This window comes from Collibacillus ludicampi, assembly GCF_023705585.1.
Lineage (GTDB): Bacteria > Bacillota > Bacilli > Tumebacillales > BOQE01 > Collibacillus > Collibacillus ludicampi.
Map to the genome: position 1 here is coordinate 2,573,028 of NZ_BOQE01000001.1, position 19,426 is coordinate 2,592,453.

A 19,426-nucleotide genomic window follows, 5' to 3' on the forward strand; every position below is an offset into this window, starting at 1 on the left:
AATAACAGCAAGCATTGAGATTATCAAAAATTTAAAAAAGGACTAGACAAAGCTTTAAAGAAACATGTATGCTGGACTCAGACAGATTCGTATCAACGGAACATGCTACATGTTTTGAAAATTTCATAGAGGAACGCAACGGGGTGCCCTTTAAAGAGGTTATGCGAGCTTTTTCGAACAACCTCTGATCATAAGGGGTAACAGGGAATCGGGTGAAAATCCCGAGCGGTCCCGCCACTGTAACCGGGGAATGTGCTTCCACTCATGTCACTCGATCACGAGATCGGGGAAGACGGAAGCACGTGATGATCCGGAAGCCAGGAGACCTACCTCGTTGTTCACACTGGTATTGCCTTCGCGGAAAGGGTATCGTGTAGATGGATTCTGAGGTAAAGGTATGCCTTCTTAGGTATTCCTTTGGTCTTGAGTGGTGCACAAAACCTCCTGCGTGGTGTAGGAGGTTTTCGTTTTATAGGCATCGCTGTATGCGTATCGTTCTTCTACTCCCTGTCCATGCGGGCAGGGAGTTTTTCGGTGATTCGCAGGCTTGGTGGTTCTCGCAAGCTTGACGAGTAAAAGTATGGCGAGCAATCCCATCCTGTCAGACAAGCAAAAGAGGAGGTTTGTACATATGGATTTCCATACCGCATTTCGGCCAGAAACCGTGCAACCGCAAGAGATCGAGTCCCGTTCGTTCGAGATCATCACCGAGGAATTGGGGGAACACTCCTTTACACCCGAACAGTTTGCGATCGTACAACGCGTGATCCATGCTTCAGCAGACTTTGAACTCGGAAGAAGCCTTCGGTTTCACAAAGATGCGATCGTCAGCGGCATCAAAGCCATCCGTGAAGGAAAGGGAGTCGTCGCGGATGTGCAGATGGTGCAAGTAGGGATTTCAAAACCGCGGATTCAAAAATATGGCGGGGATGTACACGTGTTTATCTCCGATCCGGATGTCATTGAAGAAGCCAAACGGTTGAATACCACCAGAGCAATCGTTTCGATGCGCAAAGCGGCTGCAGTCGCGGACGGAGCGATCTACGCGATCGGCAATGCTCCCACAGCATTGTTGGAGTTGATTCGTCTTGTCAAAGAAGGAATCGCTCGCCCGAGCCTCATCATCGGCGTTCCCGTCGGTTTTGTTTCGGCGGCAGAATCAAAGGAAGAATTATTGAAACTTGATGTGCCGTTCATTACGAACATCGGGCGCAAAGGAGGAAGCCCTGTCGCGGTTGCTGCTGTGAACGCTCTTTCGCTCCTCGCGGAAAAAATGGGGTGATCTTTGTCCATGGAGGAGAAGCCTTTACGTCATGGTTATACCACGGGTGCAACTGCCACGGCGGCCACGCGGGCAGCCTTGGTCGGATTGATCGAAGGGAAGATTCCGCACGAAGTAACGATCCAAATTCCTACTGGAGATCTAGTGCGTTTTGAAGTGGTGGACGGCTCAGTAGAGCCTCATTCTGCTTCGGCCGTTTGTATCAAGGATGGCGGAGATGATCCGGATGCCACCCACGGTGCGCGTATCGTATCGACCGTTTCCTTTCAGCGAGAAGGAATTACACTTGACGGCGGAATCGGAGTAGGACGTGTCACCAAACCGGGTCTTCCTGTGCCTATTGGTGAGGCTGCGATCAATCCTGTACCGAGAAAGATGATTCGCGAAGTCGCCCAGGAAACACTGCAGGAGTATGGCGTCTCTCGGGGAGTCCATATCATCATCTCCGTCCCCGATGGGGAAGAGATTGCCAAAAAAACGTTAAACCCGCGATTAGGCATTATTGGCGGGATTTCCATTCTGGGGACACGCGGAATCGTCGTTCCTTTTTCCACTGCGGCTTACAAGGCATCGATCGTGCAAGCGATGAATGTAGCGCGCCTCGCTGGGCATAAGCAGATTGTCTTGACCACCGGGGGACGCAGTGAGAAATACGCGATGCGTATGTTTCCGGAGTTCGCGGAAGAGGTTTTTGTCGAAATGGGGGATTTCGTCGGTTTTTCACTGAAAGAGGCAAAGCGTCAACAGTTTGAAAAGGTATTTCTCGTCGGCATGATGGGCAAGTTTTCGAAAGTGGCGCAAGGCGTGATGATGGTACATGCCAAGAGCGCACCGGTCGATTTTCACTTCCTCGCCGAAGTCGCTCGGGAAGCGGGGGCGGATGAAAGGCTGCTTGAGGAAATCCGCGGGGCAAACACCGCATCGCAAGTGGGCGATATGATGCGGGAACAGGGATTGATGGGATTTTTCGACCGTCTGGCTTACTATTGCTGTAAAAAAGGACTCGAGCATGTGAACGGCGGTCTTGCGATCGAAACACGTTTGACAACATTGCAGGGTGAGTTCCTGGGGATGGCTACGATAGAGAGGGGATCCTTATGATTCGAATCATTGGTGTGGGTGATGACGGACACGCTTCATTACCTGCTGCATATTGGGATTATATCCAATCCGCAGATATTCTTGTGGGCGGAGAACGTCAACTTGCAAGCGTTCCTGCATCGAATGCGGAAAGGATTGTTTTGAAAAGCGGGATCAAAGCGACGATCGAATCGTTGCTCCCGCGGCGGAACGAAAACATCGTCGTGCTCGCCTCGGGCGATCCGCTATTTTACGGGGTAGCCGGATTGGTAGCGAAAGTGGCAGGAAAAGATCATGTTCAGGTACTTCCCAATCTGTCAAGTATTCAACTCGCATTTGCACGCATCAAGGAATCGTGGCAGGATGCCAAATTATTGAGCTTACACGGAAGAAGCATAAAAGGATTCGCCCAACAGATCGATGGTGTGAAGAAGGCCGCGATCCTAACTGACGAGGAGAATTCTCCTGACCGTATCGCGCGCTACCTGCTTGACTTTGGCTTCACAGAATACGAAGCGACCGTTCTCGAACATCTTGGCGGGAAAAAAGAGCGCATTCTCTCAGGTTCTCTGACAGAAATCGCAGAGCAAAGGTTCGCATCGCTCAACGTGATGATTTTGATGCGAAAGGGCAGCAGTCCGTACTATCCTCTCGGCATTCCGGACGATTTGTTCGCACAAAGGAAGCCTGACCGGGGATTGATCACGAAAAGAGAAGTGAGGACTGTCTCTCTCTCCTCGCTCGCATTGCGGGAAGACAGCATCGTTTGGGACATTGGAGCTGGAACCGGTTCTGTCGGCATCGAGGCTGCACGTATTGCTCGCAAAGGTGCCGTGTACGCGATCGAAAAGAATGAGGGCGATGTGCAAAATATTCTTGAAAATATGAAGCGTTTTCGAACCGATATCACCGTCGTTCATGGAAAGGCACCTGACGGTCTTGATCAATGGCCGGATCCGGATGCAGTTTTTATCGGAGGATCGGGTGGTGAATTGAGGGAATTGATTTCCCTGTTGGCGAAACGGCTGAAGCCCGACGGGCGCATCGTCATCAATGCGGCTACGATCGAGAATTTGCATACCGCATATACCGGTTTAAAAGAAGAAGGATTCTCGGTCGATGTGACCCAGATCCAGATCAATCGTTCCAAACCGATACTCGACATGACTCGTTTCGAGGCACATAATCCCGTGTATATCTTGACAGCGTTTCGTACAAATGATGAGAGTCACGATTCATGATACATGCATCGCCTGCCGCCGTTGTTATGTGTACTATCCGGAGGTGTTTATCCGTGACCGGAATGGATACGCACACCCAAAGCGGGAAGAAGTGGCGGACGAATGGGCGGAAATGGCTTTGGATGCGGCTGAAACTTGTCCTGTAGGGGCGATCGACTGTGAAGAATAATGGTTGGAGGGCTACGGATGGAAATCAATTCGCTTATTCTTTTCGTGTTTATCTTGGGTCTTCGCCATGGTTTGGATGCAGACCATCTCGCCTGTATCGACGGACTTACCCGTTATAATTGGCGCATGAAAAGTCCGTTTGCCCGTTGGGTGGGCACGCTTTTCTCATTAGGACACGGACTCGTAGTCACTGGCGTGGCAGTTATTCTTGGAATGTTCAGTAAAAACTTTACATTTCCCGCGTATTTTGATACGCTTACAACATGGGTGTCTGTAATCTCCCTTTTCCTGATAGGAACCGTCAATATCTATAATCTATTACGTATGCGGCCGACAGAAGACTTTTCCATACGCGGTATCAAGGGGAGATTTCTTCCGCGCTTTGTGCAAGAAACGACCCGGCCGTTTATGATCGTCTTGATCGGTGCCATGTTTGCGATGGCTGCCGATACCGTCAGCCAAACAGCCGTTTGGACACTCGCTGCGGGAAATTCCGGCGGACATATGTCATTCTTTCTCGGCCTGACTTTTATGCTTGGCATGATGCTTGTGGATACAATCGATTCCTTTATCGCTTTTCGAATGCTCAACCAATCGAAGAAAATCAGCCAAACGGTTTCGAAAGCACTGGGCTGGGCTATTGTCGTTCTCGCATATGGCGTGTCTTTCTATGAAGCGCTTACATTCTTTTATCCGGAGGCGGAACTTGATTTCGAGATCGTCGGGATCATCATCTTCTCTTTGCTCGTTATGGCTTTCGTATGGATGAGTTACCTGGAGAGGAAGGGGGAAGGAACGTGTACTTGACCTTGTTTGAAAACGATCAACCCGTTGTTCATCCCTAACCTAAGACGGGGATGAACGATCCTGCTCCGTCTTAGGGGATTCATTGCATTTACCCTAGAACGGAGGAATTCATATGGTAAAAAAGCATATATTCGGTTCACTGTATCTGTCATTGGCTGCAAGTATCTGGGGAGGCATGTATGTTGTCAGCAAATATGTATTAACATTCGTGCCTCCATTCACGCTTCTCTGGTTGCGATATGTGATTGCCTTCTTGCTATTAGCCGCTATTCTGTTTTTCTCGCGAGAGTATAAAATCGGCCGGCGGGATTGGTTCACTGTTGCCGGGATTGGGTTTGTCGGCTATTTCTTGTCGGTCGGAGCGCAATTTGTCGGAACCAAGTGGTCTGATGCACACACGGGTGCATTGATCACGTCAGCATCTCCCGCGTTCATCCTGTTGTTCGCTCGCCTGATATTGAAAGAGTCACTCACTGTACGGAAACTCTGTGCGCTCATCCTTTCGACGATCGGTGTGATCATCGTCGTCGGTTGGGGGAGCGGCGAACAAAACAACTTATGGGGTGATCTATTCCTCGTCATCGCCGCTGTAACTTGGGCGTTACTGTCGGTTTTCGCGAAACAGGCATCGCAGAGGTTATCATCTCTAGCGGTTACGACATATGCCCTTTTGTTTGCGATTCTGTATACAACCCCCGTAATGTTCTGGGAACTGTCAAGAGTAGACGTGATCTTTCCTACCCGTCCGCTTCTTTGGTGGGGCATCCTTTATTTAGGGGTCGTTTCTACGGCCGGTGCCTTCTTCCTATGGAACAAGGGGATGGAACTCATGGATGCGGGTGTGGGTTCTCTCTTTTTCTTCTTTCAACCGCTCGTTGGTTCGTTTCTTGGATGGCTTCTGTTAGGTGAGCGGTTGGATTGGAGATTTTTTGCCGGAGGTATATTCATCATTGCCGGTGTCCTTTTGTCAAATTTACAAAAAGATAAGAGGTTATATGTGATAAAAGGGAATCCGGTAGATTGGGAGTAGCAGGAGGCGAATGAACGAATCATGAGGGCTAACGATCTTTTTTCCGATCGCAGCCCTTCTTTTTCACCAAATAATAATTGAATAATTCTTACTTGATTGACACATCCGAAAATATCCCATACGATGTTCTTAGTTGACACCTATTCAACTTCATTGCTCCAATCACCCCTCAAACTTTCCTTCCTCTGCTGTGATGTACCTCATCTCTTTATCAATCAAGAAAGGAGCGGGTACATATTGACGTTTGGAACAGTTTCACAACACATATGGAAACGGTTCGTGCATGAAGGAGTATTGGATGCTTCACGATTACAAAAACGTATCACGGAATCATGGTTTCGTTGTAAAAACGAGGGTGTCAATCCACACTCGGGCGTGGGAAAGAAAGTTCTGACCGGTGATACGTTTGATCGAAGAAAAAAACAAAACGCTTTACTTCTAGACATTGCGATTCCCTATGTAGAAAAATTGTTCGAGTATATCAAAGGTTCCCATTCCGTTGTATTATTGATTGACCCTCAAGGATATGTACTAACCATGAAGGGAGATCAAGAAGTTCTGCGTTTAGCACAAACGATCAACTTTGTCGAGGGGGTTCAATGGACAGAAGAGGAAGTGGGAACCAATGCGATCGGGACGGCGTTGATTATAAAAGAACCTATAACGGTAGTCGGTTCTGAACATTATTCCCTTGCTTCTCATCAATGGACATGTTCTGCCGCCCCCATTTGTGATGAGGAAGGGGTCGTCATGGGAGTGATCAACGTATCCAGTCCCGTTCAACACCACCACCCTCTTACACTCGCTGCAGTCGTATCGATTGCGTATGCAATCGAACGTGAATGGAAAATTCGTGAACAAAATGACCGTCTGGAACTGATTCAGCAGTCCTTCGATTTGCTGCAGACAAATATTCCTATGGTGATTTGTAACCGCAAGAAACAGATCGTCTCTGCCAGCCAGGACGTTCGAACCGAGGTTCCGCAGTGGGAGATGATGAAAGTTTCGGAACTGCAGGAATTTCGGTACATGGAACGAAGTTGTACCCCTTTGTACTCCCATCGTCACGGCAGACACATCGGCTATTGCATTCACCTGAAATATTCAAAGCATAAAGTTCTTACGCATACGAAGAAAATAAAAGAGTCTTCTGTTTCTTTCATTTTTCCGGGAGAAACGGGAACGAGTGAAGCGTTTCTACGAACATTGCGGGAAGTGGAACGAGTTGCTCATACGGATGCGAATGTTCATATTTATGGGGAGAGCGGAACGGGGAAAGAGTTGATTGCCCGCGCGATCCATCAAAACAGTGCATATAAAGACGGGCCCTTTGTTGCTGTCAACTGCGGGGCGATTCCCTGTGACCTGATGGAAAGTGAATTGTTCGGTTACGTAGAAGGTGCGTTTACTGGGGCGCGCCGTCAAGGTCACCAAGGGAAATTTGAACAGGCCAATAACGGAACGATTTTTCTTGACGAAATCGGTGAGATTTCCCCTTCCATGCAGGTTGCATTGTTACGCGTCTTGCAAGAGCGGGAGGTTACACCTATTGGCGGCAAAAAAGCGATCCCACTGAATATCCGCGTGATTACGGCTACTCATCGCGACCTACGTCAAATGGTGCAGGATGGAACGTTTCGTGAGGATCTTTTTTACCGTCTTTATGTTTTTCCGATTTACGTTCCTTCTTTGCGAGAACGGAAAGAGGACATTCCTTACCTAATCCGTTATTATTGCAAAAAGAATCACTGGCCTGTGGAAATACCGGATGTCATTATGGAGAAAATCATTGACTATGATTGGCCCGGAAATATTCGCGAGCTTTTTAATGTATTGGAACGGCTTCGCATCCTCTCGGGAGGAAATGCACCGGATCCTTCTCTTGTCCATCATTTGTTCGTTCATCGTGTGGGTAGGACATCGGTTGCATCATGGGATCTAAGTTTTGCCGAACATCATAAACCTCTTACCTATCGCGAAGAATTACAGAAGCGGGAAATCATTCAGGCCCTCGAGAAAACGGGCGGAAACGCTTCCTTGGCAGCCAAATTGCTAAACATTCCGCGCAGCACATTTTACCGCAGACTGCAAAAATACCAGTTATAAACCATGTCATCCCATGTGGCATGGTTTTTTTTATCGTTTAAACAAAGTGAGACAAAATGAGACACATGTCCCATCCTGTCTTAACGTGAAACCGATCATAACATACAATCCCGCAAAAAAACTGAAGAAGGTAGAGAATTCGAATTGGCACTAGATTTGCAATGATGGATACGTGCAAGGAGGTGAAGCCCCGGAAATGTAGTCAGTTCAACAACGATGGTTTCAGTGATCGAACGAAATCTATGAGTCACTTACCATGTCTGTCATTATCAACCAACGATAGGGGGAGACGATCATGAATATGACCGAGGCGCAAAAACAGGAATTATCGCGTGATCAAGCGATTTGGATGTATCGAAAAATGGTGGAAATCCGCAAGTTTGAAGACCGTGTTCATGAACTGTTTGCCCGCGGGATCTTGCCGGGTTTTGTTCATTTGTACGCGGGAGAAGAGGCGGTCGCTGTCGGCGTATGCGCTCATTTGAATGAAAAAGACAGTATTACAAGCACTCACCGCGGACATGGTCATTGTATTGCTAAAGAATGCGATCTGAACGGCATGATGGCGGAAATTTACGGGAAAGTCACGGGGCTGTGCAAAGGAAAAGGCGGCTCGATGCATATTGCCGACCTGGAAAAAGGAATGCTTGGTGCCAATGGAATCGTCGGCGGAGGTTTTCCCCTTGCATGCGGTTCTGCTTTGACTGCGAAGGTAAAAGGGACGAACGCGGTATCCGTTTGTTTCTTTGGAGATGGCGCCAACAATCAGGGAACTTTCCATGAAGGAATTAACTTGGCGGCCATCTGGAAATTACCGGTCATTTTTGTTGCAGAAAACAACGGATACGCGGAGGCCACCCCATTTACCTATGCGTCCAGTTGTACAGATATCGCCCAAAGGGCGACCGGTTATAACATTCCCAGCGTCATCGTGGATGGAAAAGATGTGATGGCAGTATACAAAGCGGCGCAAGAAGCGGTCATCAGAGCGCGAAACGGAGAAGGCCCCACATTGATCGAGTGTAAAACCTACCGCAATTACGGTCACTTCGAGGGAGACGCGCAAAAGTACAAGAAGGAAGAGGAGAAACAAATTCATTTGGATGAGAGAGATTCCATACAAATCTTCCGCAAATATCTATTATCTACCAAACTTTTTACAGAACAGGAACTCGAAAGTATAGATAACGATGTGGAGAAAGCGATTTCAGAAGCTGTGCAATTCGCGGAAGAAAGTCCGTTTCCATCTGCAGACGAACTCTTAACCGATGTCTATGTTTCTTACAAATGATGTTGGAGGTGTAGAACATGAGCAGAAAAATAAGTTTTTCCGATGCTATCAATGAAGCGATGAGACTGGCGATGCGAGCAGATGAAAACGTGATACTGCTGGGGGAGGACGTGGCCGGAGGCGCGCAAGTGGATCATCTGCAGGATGATGAAGCGTGGGGAGGTGTATTGGGCGTTACCAAAGGGCTGGTACAGGAATTCGGGCGTGAACGCGTTCTCGATACACCGATCAGTGAAGCCGGCTTTATTGGTGCGGCCGTGGGGGCGGCAGTTACCGGTTTACGTCCGATCGCCGAGCTGATGTTCAACGATTTCGTCGGTTCCTGTCTCGACCAGATCATGAATCAATGTGCCAAATTACGTTACATGTTCGGTGGCAAAGCGCAAGTTCCAGTAACGATCCGCACCATGCACGGGGCAGGATTTCGTGCAGCCGCGCAGCATTCGCAAAGTCTGTATGCGATGTTCACACACATCCCGGGAATTAAAGTGGTGGTTCCTTCCACACCTGCGGATGCGAAGGGACTGCTCCTTGCATCCATTGCTGATAACGATCCGGTCGTTTTCTTTGAGGATAAAACCCTTTACAACATGAAAGGTGAGGTACCTGAAGGGCATTATATCATACCGCTGGGAAAAGCAGATATCAAACGGGAAGGGTCGGATCTTACCATTGTTGCTATTGGCAAACAGGTGCACACGGCTCTTCAAGCTGCAGAAATGCTCGCGAAAAAGGGAATTGAAATCGAGGTGGTCGATCCTCGGAGCCTCTCTCCGCTGGATGAAGAGACTATTCTCGCTTCTGTGGAAAAAACGAATCGACTGATCGTCATCGATGAAGCCAACCCGCGTTGCAGCGTAGCTACAGATATTGCAGCCCTTGTTGCGGATAAAGGGTTCGATCTGCTGGATGGACCAATTAAAAGAATTACCGCGCCGCACACACCTGTACCGTTTTCTCCCGTTCTGGAAGACCTCTATTTGCCAACACCGGAGAAAGTCATACAAACGGTTTCCGAATTGATCGGTGATGAAACCATAGTCGCAATTTCTTGAGTCCCCCATACCGCAAGTGGCACCATCATTGGATGAAAAGTGTCTTGTGCGGGAAGAGAGATTTAAAGCTGTCAAAAGTAACAGAGTGGCTTTTGGGTGGATGGTATCGCTTTGCAGCGAAGAGGTGAGTGGAAGGTCGTTCCGCTTCCTTTTTAACCGTTAAGAGGTCAAATGCTTTGCGCGTAATAGCGACTTTGAAGGTCGTCTCGCTTCCTTTGGCACGTTAAATGGGTATATGCTTGGCGTGAAACAGCGACTTTGGAGGTCGTCTCGCAACATTGGATCATATTCCAAGCGAGACGACCTCCACGGAGCATGAACGCCAAGCATATGCCCACAATGACGACCTTCACGGAGCATGATCGCAAAGCATATGCCTCAAAGACGACCTTCATCGAATCCAAGCGCAAAGCGATACATCCACCCAAGCATTCATTTTCTAAGTAGCCGTCTATGCCGAAAGCGGCGCCATCAGTGGATGAAAAGTGTCTTTGGGTGGGCGTAATGCTTTGCGTGAGACAGCGACTTTGGAGATCGTCTCGCAACATTGATCATATTCCGTGCGAGACGATCTCCACGGAGCACGAACGCAAAGCATTACGCCCACCAAACTACACATTTTTCAAGATAGATGCAGAGGCGAAGAGGTGAGGCAGTGTATTCACCTCTTTATCAAAAAAGGAGGGACAGAAAATGGCCAATGAAGTGATCATGCCGAAACTCGGAATGGGAATGAAAGAAGGAACCGTTGTCAAATGGTTAAAAGATGTGGGGGACCCGGTACAAAAGGGAGATGCTGTGGTCGTCATCAGTTCAGAAAAAATCGAGATGGAAGTGGAAGCGCCAGATGACGGAATATTATTGGAAATCGTGGTTCCGGAAGGTGAAGTCGTTCCCGTTGGAACGGCGATCGGTTACATAGGCACGCCGGGAGAAAAAGTGGGAATGGAAGAGAAAAGTCAATCTTCTTTTGCTGCTAAAGAACAAGTGGCGGCAGTAGCCGAATCGACCCAATCGGTTGCGACCCTGACGCCACCGGTGAAGACAAGTAAAGTAAAAATCACACCCATCGCCCGTAAAATGGCAGAGGCAGCCGGTCTGGATATTGAAACATTGGTCGGTACAGGCCCGCAGGGGCGCATCACAAAGGAAGATGTAGAAAAAGCAATCGAAGACCGGACGCTCCTTTCCCAGACTCAGGCGTCGATTCAAGTACAACACTTGTCACTCGAGAATAAAAGTGCTTTGGCGGATCTTGCACAGGAAATGGAGGAGGATCAAACTCACGCAGAGCGCAATGTTGTCAGCGGTATGAGAAAAGTGATTGCCGCACGCATGCATGAAAGTTTGCAACAGAGTGCTCAACTTTCCATGACCATGACCGCAGATGTAAGTGATTTGCTCATGATACAAAGACGAGCGGCAGAAGAAGTGTACAACCGTTACGAACTGAAACTGACCATCACCGATTTTATTGCCCGTGCAGTTGTATTCGCCCTGCAGCAGCATAAACAAATGAACAGCGCTTGGATCGATGACAGCATCTATACGTATCCGTATGTGCATCTGGGAATCGCAGTCGCCCTTGAGAAAGGGTTGGTGGTTCCTGTGATCCGCCATGCCGAACGACTTACTCTCATCGAACTGGCGAAAGAGATCAAATCCCTTGGACGGCGTGCACGCAGTGGTCAATTGAATCCTGAGGAAATGAAAGGATCGACGTTTACCATCACCAATCTGGGCGCCTATGGAGTAGAAGTTTTCACTCCCGTGCTCAATCCGCCGGAAGCAGGAATTCTCGGTGTCGGCGCCATTCAAGATGCACCTGTGTATATCGGAGAATCTTTACAACGCCGCCATCTGTTGCCATTAAGTTTAACGTTTGATCATCGTGTCCTCGATGGGGCTCCTGCAGCCCAGTTTCTTGCAACTGTAAAACGTTATCTCGAACAACCATACAGTCTGTTGTTTTAGCAAGGAGGGTGAACGATGAGTACCGTAGCCATAATCGGCGGGGGGCCATCCGGTTATGTGGCCGCCATTACGGCTGCCCGATTGGGGAAACAAGTGATCCTTATTGAAGAGGCGGAACTGGGCGGAACGTGTTTAAACGAAGGTTGTATGCCGACAAAGTCGTTATTGGAAAGTGTAAACGTGTACGACAAGGTGAAACAAGCGGATCGTTTCGGTATTGATCTGCCCGCGGATCAAGTACAACTCAACTGGAAGCGGGTACAACAGTATAAAAACAAAGTAGTAAAAAAACTGGTCATGGGTATCGGGTATTTGATGAAGAAAAATCAAATTCGAGTCGTAAGAGGAAGAGCTTCTTTATTAAACGATCAGCTTCTGCAAGTGGATACAGAAAAAGGAAAAGAGGAAATTTCTGCAGAGCAAATCATTATAGCGACTGGCTCTGAACCGATCGCGTTGCCGTTCGCTCCGTTTGATGGCCAATGGATCATCCATAGCAAACATGCTCTCGAGCTATCAGAAATTCCTTCATCCCTTCTCATTATTGGCGGAGGTGTGATCGGTTGTGAATTTGCTAGTATATTCAGTCGTTTGGGCAGTAAGGTAACAATCATAGAAGCGGCGAGTCAAATACTTCCGCAGGAGGATGAGGATACGGCGGCCATTTTGCAGCAACAATTGCAAAAAGACGGTGTCGTCATACATACCTCGGCGACAGTAAAACAAGTGGATCGTCAAACGAAACGAGTAACCTTGCAGAAAGAAGAGCAGTTGGAGGAGATCACGGCCGATCTCGTTCTGGTGTCGATTGGGAGGAAGCCGCGTGTTACAGAGCTGGGACTTGAACAGATCGGTGTTCATTATACGTCTCGGGGAATCGAAGTCAACGAACACATGCAGACAAATGTTTCACACATATACGCTTGTGGCGATGTGATCGGCGGTATTCAACTGGCACATATTGCTTTTCATGAAGGTATGGTGGCAGCTTCGAACGCTTGCGGGAAGACGAAAACGATCAACTATCGCGCGGTTCCGCGCTGTATTTACACATGGCCGGAGATCGCTGCAGTCGGGTTGACAGAAAAAGAAGCGAGAGCAGCATACGGGGATATCCGTATCGGTGAGTTTCCTTTTTCGGCTAACGGAAAAGCATTGATTCATCATGAGCAAATCGGCAAAGTGAAAGTGATCGTTCATCCCGAATTTCAAGAGATTATCGGGCTTTCTATTATAGGGCCGCATGCCACTGAATTGATCGGAGAAGGAACGATGATGCTTCATGCGGAGATGACCGTCGATGCAATGGAAGATTTCATCGCCGCACATCCCACTCTCTCCGAAGCCGTTCACGAAGCTGTACTCAGTGCCGTCGGTCAGGCTGTTCATATGTAAAGCTGGCGTAGTTGAGATGATCGATAAGAGAATTGTACGTCCCCCTTGATAGCCTTGTTCTCTAAGAAGCCGTTAAAGGACTTCACAGCTGAAGATTCCTTGATTCATCATTTCATGTAAGAAAGGCTTAAACGGATCCAACTTCGAATGCCGTTTTGGACGAGGTCTTCAATGATATCACTGTCCCACTCCTCAACATAAGTCTCCCTCCGAAATGTTTGGCGACATTCCGAAGGGGACATATTCGATGGGAGTGGGTCTTTTCTTTTTCGGCTTTACTGGGTCAATTATAGGTCGGCGTTAATATTGTCATTGTACGGAAAATGAATTGACCTGGATGATGAGAAAAATCTTATCTCTTTTTTCGATATGTTCATCTTAACTATTTTTGTATACAAACGTATACGAATATATATAAAATGCTATAATGAATATTAGGAGGGGTGATCTATGGCTGAAACTTTTCGAAAAGGAAAAATTGAAGACTTTCTATATAAGCTTCGAGTCAGAAAAGCAATCTTGCGTAATCAGTTGAAGGCCAAAGAATTCTATACGACTGAGCAATTTATTCAAGGACAAATGTTTGCAGTGGATACGATCATCCAGGAATTAGCAGATGAATTCGATTTACATTTTCCGGAGCGTATCAAGAAAACTGATGTCATCGAATCGAACGAGATCCCAGAAACAGAATGGATGCATTCAGCGGCAAAAAACCCCGCATTTGACTTTCTCTCTGATCTGGAAGAAGACATTTATACTTTAGAGGATGGGAAAGCAATCCATGATAAGAAATAAAATAGTGCTTGTACCCTTTCCGTTCGACGATCTGTCTTCTGTAAAGGTCCGTCCAGCAGTCTGTTTGACTGAACCGATTGGCCCACACCAGCATGTAATTTTGGCTTTTATCACAAGCAGAATTCCCGATGATTTGCAGACCAGTGATATTGTTTTGGAACAAGGAACATCAGTTTTTGAACCAACCGGATTAAAAGTAACTTCGACGATAAGACTTCATCGATTGATGACAGTTACCACGTCGTATTTGAAAAGAGAATTAGGAGAATTAGCAAATTCTACAGTAAAGGAAATTTCAGATCGGTTACAACAGTTATTTGTGCTTGCGAACTAGTGGATGAAAGAAGAAGCTATACTAGTATGCGAAACACGCATCAACATTTTTGCTCAGTTAATCTTTCTACTAACAGGGGATTTGAGGATACCGTGATGGCGTTTCATCACTTGTTGTAAAGAAACGTTATCAGATCTACATTGATGAATCTGTAGAAGACTTAGATCCAGTGAGTATAAGTACTGGACGTCGAGGTCTCCAAATCTTTTTAAAAGGAGTTGATCTTGTGAAAGCATGTAAAGCGACCCTCAGTGCTATATCTCGCAGCTAATTTCCGGAATCTTTCAAGCATTTGCAAAAAAGTTGAGGGAGATAAATATGGTGAATCTGAATATTCTTTCTGCGGAGTCTAAAGAGCAACTTGAGCATATACGGAAGCTATTCTTAGAATATGCGTCTTCTTTGGTATTTGATCTTAGTTTCCAAGACTTTGAAAGGGAGCTCGCTGATCTTCCAGGACAATATTCCCCACCAAACGGTCGCCTTCTTCTAGCAGTTGTGAGTGAAAAGCTAGCGGGCTGTGTTGCTCTTAGAAAAATCACAGAACATGACTGTGAGATGAAAAGGTTGTACGTTCGCCCAGAATATCGAGGGCAGGATATCGGTAAACAATTGGTATTCGCCATTATTGAAGAAGCAAGAAAAATTGGTTATTCACGGATGCTATTGGATACAGTACCTTCAATGAAGAGTGCTATTAAACTTTATCGATCTTTGGGATTCAAAAGTATCGAGCCATATCGTTACAACCCAATAGAAGGTGCGATGTATTTAGCATTGGATCTATAAGTAATTTTAAGGGCTTCTACTAGATCAGAACAGAAGAGCCAGCCGCTAGGCTGGCTTTTCTGTTCCATCAATAAGTTCACGATCAGGGATCCCCGGCTCCAGCCGCTCCGCCATAATAGCCGGGAACGAGCAGGAAGAACAATACGAAGATGATCAGGAACACAACTGCCCAGCGAGTGTAAGCACCAAAGATACCGTACATGTGATTCCCTCCTTGTGGTGATCTCAATTTTATTTAATGAGAATGACCAAGGAAAGGAAACGTACATTCGTCTATGGTTATTTTGTTATCTTGGATTTTAGGCGAATGAATCATCCAGGGATTATACATGTTTTGCTTGTTTTTGGGGATCATTCTCTCATGAAGGTACATAATCGAGGTGAGTACATGACCACTCTTGCATGGAACCAACACATTCACTTGCAAAAATCGGAGCCGTTACAGATTCTCTCGCCTGACGGATCTCTGGCGAATGCAACACGCACGCCAAAAATCAGTGAAGAAAGCATGCGAGAATTAATGAAACGAATGGTCTTCACACGCGTTTGGGATCAAAGGGCCATCAGTTTAAACAGGCAAGGGAGACTCGGATTTTACGCACCCGTTGCCGGACAAGAAGCGACGATGGTCGGCAGCCAGTATGCATTGAATAAAGAAGATTTTATTGTTCCATCCTATCGCGACATCCCACAGATCGTCTGGCACGGTCTTCCCATGTATCAAGCGTTTCTATATTCGCGTGGCCATCAACACGGGGGAAAGATACCTGAAGATGTAAATGTTTTGATGCCACAGATTATCATCGGTGCCCAAATCGTGCAATGTACCGGTGTAGCACTCGCTTTTAAACTGAAGAGACAGAAGCGGGTCGCCATTACATATATCGGTGATGGCGGGACGTCACAGGGGGATTTTTACGAAGGGATCAATTTTGCCGGTGCTTATCAAGTACCCGCCATTTTTGTGATTCAAAATAACCGTTATGCCATTTCCGTACCTGTCGAAAAGCAAACGGCAGCCGAAACGCTCGCACAAAAAGCGCTCGCTGCCGGCATTCCGGGAATTCAGGTGGACGGTATGGACGTGTTTGCCGTCTACACCGCAGTGAAAGAAGCGGCGGAACGAGCGCGGGATGGTGAAGGGCCCTATGTGATCGAGGCGCTCACATATCGTTACGGCCCCCATACCATGTCGGGGGATGACCCCACGCGATACCGCACGACAGAAGAGGGGGGCGAATGGGAGAAAAAAGACCCCTTGATCCGCTTGCGCAAGTATTTGCAGGCACAAAACTTATGGTCAGACGATGATGAAAATCAGGTGATTGAGGAAGCGAAAAAAGCGATCTCTGATGCGATGAAACAAGCGGATGAAACTCCAAAAATGACGGTGGCAAGTTTGATAGAGAGCGTGTATGAGACGATGCCGCCCGATCTAGCGGAACAAATAGAGATATTTAAGTGAGAGGGATCAATCGATGGCTCAGATGACGATGATTCAGGCAATTACCGACGCGATGCGGTGCGAGATGGCGCGCGATCAGACTGTACTCGTGTTCGGTGAAGATGTCGGTAAAAACGGCGGTGTGTTTCGGGCAACGGACGGCTTGCAAAAAGAGTTTGGCGAAGATCGCGTTTTTGACACGCCTTTAGCCGAGTCGGGGATCGCTGGGCTAGCGGTGGGCTTGAGTATACAAGGGTTTCGCCCCGTAGCGGAAATCCAATTTTTCGGTTTTGTGTTCGAAGCGATGGACGAAATTTGTGTACAGGCTGCGCGTATGAGATTCCGTTCGGGAGGACGCTATCACTGCCCGATCGTTTTTCGTTCCCCCTTTGGCGGGGGGGTGAAGACACCGGAACTTCATGCGGATAGTCTGGAAGGACACTTGATACAAACGCCGGGGCTGAAAGTCATCGTCCCTTCCAATCCTTATGACGCTAAAGGGCTCTTGATTTCGGCGATTCGGGACAATGATCCCGTTTATTTTCTCGAACATATGAAGTTGTACCGTTCCTTTCGAGGGGAAGTCCCAGAAGGAGATTATACGGTTCCCATCGGCAAAGCGAATGTCGTAAAGGAAGGAAAAGACGTGACGATTGTCGCGTACGGCGCTATGGTGCATACCTCTCTCAAAGCTGCCGAAGAATTGGAGAAAAACGGGGTTACGGCGGAAGTGATCGATTTGCGTACCATCCACCCATTGGATATGGATACGATCATTCAATCTATAAAAAAGACCAACCGTGCACTTGTAGTTCAGGAAGCACCAAAATCATCCGGGGTGGCAGCGGAAGTGATCGCCCGGATCACAGAAAAAGCGATCCTCCATCTCGAAGCTCCCGTTTTGCGCGTAACGGCTCCGGATACGCCCTATCCTTTTGCCTCGATCGAAGACGAATGGCTTCCTAACCCCGCTCGGGTTATCACCGCCGTTAAACAACTTCTAGCTTTCTAATTGGGTCTACCAAGCAGAAAGCAGTGCAATAGGAAGAGTGTATAGTGTCTTTGGGTGGGCGTAATGCTTTGCGTGAGACAGCGACTTTGGAGATCGTCTCGCTACCTAATGGACGTTATGGGGGATATGCTTTGCGCGTAATAGCGACTTTGAAGGTCGTCTCGCAACATCTGATCTTATTCTGTGCGAGACGACCTTCACGGAGCATGAGCGCAAAGCATATACCCACTGAGACGATCTCCACGGAGCACGAACGCAAAGCATACGCCCACCAAACTACACATTATCGGGATAGGAGGTGTTGGAGTGGCCGCCTTTGAGTTTAAACTTCCGGATATCGGTGAAGGAATTCATGAAGGAGAAATTGTAAAATGGCTTGTCAAGCCAGGTGATGTAGTCGAAGAAGATCAACCGATCGTCGAGGTTCAAAATGATAAAGCGGTTGTCGATCTTCCCAGCCCAGTGAAAGGGAAAGTGCTGGAGATTAAAGTGGCCGAAGGGCAGGTAGCCACCGTAGGGCAGGTGCTGCTCACGTTCGAAGCGGAAGGGGTAGCACCGGAACAGGCGGAACCGGCAATCGAGAAGGGGGAACCACCAGCTGCTCCCAATCAAGAGACAGGGACTGTCGCTCAAGTGCAACCACCTGCCCCAACCAGCCAACCGGCGACTGAAGATATGACGGGAAAGGAAATTCTTGCGACACCGAGCGTGCGCAAATACGCTCGTGAAAAAGGAGTCGACCTCGCACGGATTGCGGGAACAGGTCCGAACGGGCGGATCACGCGTGAAGATGTAGACAAAGCGGCAGCTGACATACGGGAGGCTAGGAACGTTTCCGACTCGAAAGAAGCAGAATCAGCACAGGTCGCCACTGCGGAGGTGGAGAAACCCGCCGCAGATGCAACTTCTATGGAGACAGCGGAAGAACGTGTGCCGTTAAGAGGAATCCGCAGGTCGATCGCCCATGCGATGGTGAAGTCGAAATATACAGCACCTCACGTGACGATCATGGATGAAGTTGATGTGACAAAGTTGGTGGAGGTACGAAAAAGGGCCAAACCGCTTGCGGAGGAGAGAGGTATCAAATTGACGTATCTCCCTTTTATCGTCAAAGCGGTCATTGCAGGGTTGCGAGAGTTTCCTGTCCTCAATGCGTCTCTCGACGATGAGAAAGGAGAAATCATCTTTAAGAAAAATTACCATATTGGGATCGCTACCGATACGGAAAACGGGTTGATCGTCCCGGTCGTGAAAGATGCGGATCGCAAAAATATGTGGACGATCGCCAAGGAGATTCAAGATTTGGCTTCCCGGGGAAGAGAAGGGAGCTTGGCGGTTCATGAATTGAAAGGGAGTACGTTTACCATCACGAACATCGGTTCTGCCGGAGGATACCTGTTCACCCCGATCATCAATTACCCGGAGGTAGCGATACTAGGAACGGGTCGGATTTCCAAGAAACCGATCATTACAGATGATGAGATCTCAGTCGCGGACGTACTCGCTCTGTCCCTCAGTTTTGATCATCGCTTGATCGACGGAGCAACCGCTCAACAGTTCCTCAATATGATCAAACAATTGCTGTCCGACCCGGACATGCTCGTTCTGGGGGTGTAGGAA

17 protein-coding genes and 1 riboswitch are annotated in these 19,426 nt (G+C 47.9%); all 17 genes read left to right on the top strand.

The window, feature by feature from the left end:
* The first annotated feature begins 166 nt into the window (after positions 1 to 166).
* Positions 167 to 348: riboswitch (cobalamin riboswitch) on the top strand.
* Between the two features lie 283 nt (positions 349 to 631).
* The gene (locus DNHGIG_RS13000) at positions 632 to 1,282 is read left to right on the top strand and encodes a precorrin-8X methylmutase (RefSeq protein WP_282199984.1); all 651 of its coding nucleotides are present in this window, start codon (positions 632 to 634) and stop codon (positions 1,280 to 1,282) included.
* Positions 1,283 to 1,291: 9 nt separating this feature from the next.
* Positions 1,292 to 2,383 carry a cobalt-precorrin-5B (C(1))-methyltransferase gene (locus DNHGIG_RS13005; protein WP_282199985.1) on the top strand — a complete coding sequence of 364 codons (1,092 nt, stop codon included), beginning with the start codon at positions 1,292 to 1,294 and terminating at the stop codon, positions 2,381 to 2,383.
* The gene (cbiE, locus tag DNHGIG_RS13010; RefSeq protein WP_282199986.1) at positions 2,380 to 3,603 is read left to right on the top strand and encodes a precorrin-6y C5,15-methyltransferase (decarboxylating) subunit CbiE; all 1,224 of its coding nucleotides are present in this window, start codon (positions 2,380 to 2,382) and stop codon (positions 3,601 to 3,603) included. The genes DNHGIG_RS13005 and cbiE overlap by 4 nt, the downstream gene beginning before the upstream one ends.
* Complete coding sequence (locus tag DNHGIG_RS13015; RefSeq protein ID WP_282199987.1) at positions 3,581 to 3,772, top strand: ferredoxin; 192 nt, start codon at positions 3,581 to 3,583, stop codon at positions 3,770 to 3,772. Before cbiE ends, DNHGIG_RS13015 begins: the two co-directional genes overlap by 23 nt.
* Before the next feature lie 17 nt (positions 3,773 to 3,789).
* On the top strand, positions 3,790 to 4,578 hold the full coding sequence (locus tag DNHGIG_RS13020) for a HoxN/HupN/NixA family nickel/cobalt transporter (protein WP_282199988.1): 789 nt from the start codon (positions 3,790 to 3,792) through the stop codon (positions 4,576 to 4,578).
* 112 nt (positions 4,579 to 4,690) lie between these two features.
* The gene (locus DNHGIG_RS13025; protein ID WP_282199989.1) at positions 4,691 to 5,608 is read left to right on the top strand and encodes a DMT family transporter; all 918 of its coding nucleotides are present in this window, start codon (positions 4,691 to 4,693) and stop codon (positions 5,606 to 5,608) included.
* A gap of 237 nt (positions 5,609 to 5,845) precedes the next feature.
* Positions 5,846 to 7,714 carry a sigma-54-dependent Fis family transcriptional regulator gene (locus tag DNHGIG_RS13030; RefSeq protein ID WP_282199990.1) on the top strand — a complete coding sequence of 623 codons (1,869 nt, stop codon included), beginning with the start codon at positions 5,846 to 5,848 and terminating at the stop codon, positions 7,712 to 7,714.
* 295 nt (positions 7,715 to 8,009) lie between these two features.
* On the top strand, positions 8,010 to 9,005 hold the full coding sequence (locus DNHGIG_RS13035; RefSeq protein WP_282199991.1) for a thiamine pyrophosphate-dependent dehydrogenase E1 component subunit alpha: 996 nt from the start codon (positions 8,010 to 8,012) through the stop codon (positions 9,003 to 9,005).
* Positions 9,006 to 9,022: 17 nt separating this feature from the next.
* On the top strand, positions 9,023 to 10,060 hold the full coding sequence (locus DNHGIG_RS13040) for an alpha-ketoacid dehydrogenase subunit beta (RefSeq protein ID WP_282199992.1): 1,038 nt from the start codon (positions 9,023 to 9,025) through the stop codon (positions 10,058 to 10,060).
* A 693-nt stretch (positions 10,061 to 10,753) separates the two neighbouring features.
* Positions 10,754 to 12,034, top strand: a complete 1,281-nt coding sequence (locus DNHGIG_RS13045; RefSeq protein ID WP_282199993.1) for a dihydrolipoamide acetyltransferase family protein — start codon at positions 10,754 to 10,756, stop codon at positions 12,032 to 12,034.
* 15 nt (positions 12,035 to 12,049) lie between these two features.
* Positions 12,050 to 13,429 (top strand): dihydrolipoyl dehydrogenase, encoded by a 1,380-nt coding sequence (gene lpdA, locus DNHGIG_RS13050; protein ID WP_282199994.1) that lies wholly within the window; start codon positions 12,050 to 12,052, stop codon positions 13,427 to 13,429.
* 450 nt (positions 13,430 to 13,879) lie between these two features.
* On the top strand, positions 13,880 to 14,227 hold the full coding sequence (locus DNHGIG_RS13055) for a hypothetical protein (RefSeq protein ID WP_282199995.1): 348 nt from the start codon (positions 13,880 to 13,882) through the stop codon (positions 14,225 to 14,227).
* 4 nt (positions 14,228 to 14,231) lie between these two features.
* The gene (locus DNHGIG_RS13060; protein ID WP_282199996.1) at positions 14,232 to 14,561 is read left to right on the top strand and encodes a type II toxin-antitoxin system PemK/MazF family toxin; all 330 of its coding nucleotides are present in this window, start codon (positions 14,232 to 14,234) and stop codon (positions 14,559 to 14,561) included.
* A 318-nt stretch (positions 14,562 to 14,879) separates the two neighbouring features.
* Positions 14,880 to 15,350, top strand: a complete 471-nt coding sequence (locus tag DNHGIG_RS13065) for a GNAT family N-acetyltransferase (protein WP_282199997.1) — start codon at positions 14,880 to 14,882, stop codon at positions 15,348 to 15,350.
* A gap of 388 nt (positions 15,351 to 15,738) precedes the next feature.
* The gene (gene pdhA / locus DNHGIG_RS13070; protein ID WP_282201423.1) at positions 15,739 to 16,815 is read left to right on the top strand and encodes a pyruvate dehydrogenase (acetyl-transferring) E1 component subunit alpha; all 1,077 of its coding nucleotides are present in this window, start codon (positions 15,739 to 15,741) and stop codon (positions 16,813 to 16,815) included.
* Between the two features lie 13 nt (positions 16,816 to 16,828).
* Positions 16,829 to 17,806: an alpha-ketoacid dehydrogenase subunit beta gene (locus DNHGIG_RS13075; protein ID WP_282199998.1), complete on the top strand. Its 978-nt coding sequence runs from the start codon at positions 16,829 to 16,831 to the stop codon at positions 17,804 to 17,806.
* 306 nt (positions 17,807 to 18,112) lie between these two features.
* Positions 18,113 to 19,423 (top strand): dihydrolipoamide acetyltransferase family protein, encoded by a 1,311-nt coding sequence (locus DNHGIG_RS13080; protein ID WP_282199999.1) that lies wholly within the window; start codon positions 18,113 to 18,115, stop codon positions 19,421 to 19,423.
* The last annotated feature ends 3 nt before the right edge of the window (positions 19,424 to 19,426 follow it).

Bases quoted from the DNA above. Each gene is read 5' to 3' on its own strand.
- pdhA (WP_282201423.1), top strand. From the start codon at position 15,739: ATGACCACTCTTGCATGGAACCAACACATTCACTTGCAAAAATCGGAG.
- DNHGIG_RS13020 (WP_282199988.1), top strand. From the start codon at position 3,790: ATGGAAATCAATTCGCTTATTCTTTTCGTGTTTATCTTGGGTCTTCGC.
- lpdA (WP_282199994.1), top strand. From the start codon at position 12,050: ATGAGTACCGTAGCCATAATCGGCGGGGGGCCATCCGGTTATGTGGCC.
- DNHGIG_RS13025 (WP_282199989.1), top strand. From the start codon at position 4,691: ATGGTAAAAAAGCATATATTCGGTTCACTGTATCTGTCATTGGCTGCA.
- cbiE (WP_282199986.1), top strand. From the start codon at position 2,380: ATGATTCGAATCATTGGTGTGGGTGATGACGGACACGCTTCATTACCT.
- DNHGIG_RS13045 (WP_282199993.1), top strand. From the start codon at position 10,754: ATGGCCAATGAAGTGATCATGCCGAAACTCGGAATGGGAATGAAAGAA.
- DNHGIG_RS13065 (WP_282199997.1), top strand. From the start codon at position 14,880: ATGGTGAATCTGAATATTCTTTCTGCGGAGTCTAAAGAGCAACTTGAG.
- DNHGIG_RS13040 (WP_282199992.1), top strand. From the start codon at position 9,023: ATGAGCAGAAAAATAAGTTTTTCCGATGCTATCAATGAAGCGATGAGA.
- DNHGIG_RS13035 (WP_282199991.1), top strand. From the start codon at position 8,010: ATGAATATGACCGAGGCGCAAAAACAGGAATTATCGCGTGATCAAGCG.
- DNHGIG_RS13000 (WP_282199984.1), top strand. From the start codon at position 632: ATGGATTTCCATACCGCATTTCGGCCAGAAACCGTGCAACCGCAAGAG.
- DNHGIG_RS13075 (WP_282199998.1), top strand. From the start codon at position 16,829: ATGGCTCAGATGACGATGATTCAGGCAATTACCGACGCGATGCGGTGC.
- DNHGIG_RS13055 (WP_282199995.1), top strand. From the start codon at position 13,880: ATGGCTGAAACTTTTCGAAAAGGAAAAATTGAAGACTTTCTATATAAG.
- DNHGIG_RS13005 (WP_282199985.1), top strand. From the start codon at position 1,292: ATGGAGGAGAAGCCTTTACGTCATGGTTATACCACGGGTGCAACTGCC.
- DNHGIG_RS13015 (WP_282199987.1), top strand. From the start codon at position 3,581: ATGATGAGAGTCACGATTCATGATACATGCATCGCCTGCCGCCGTTGT.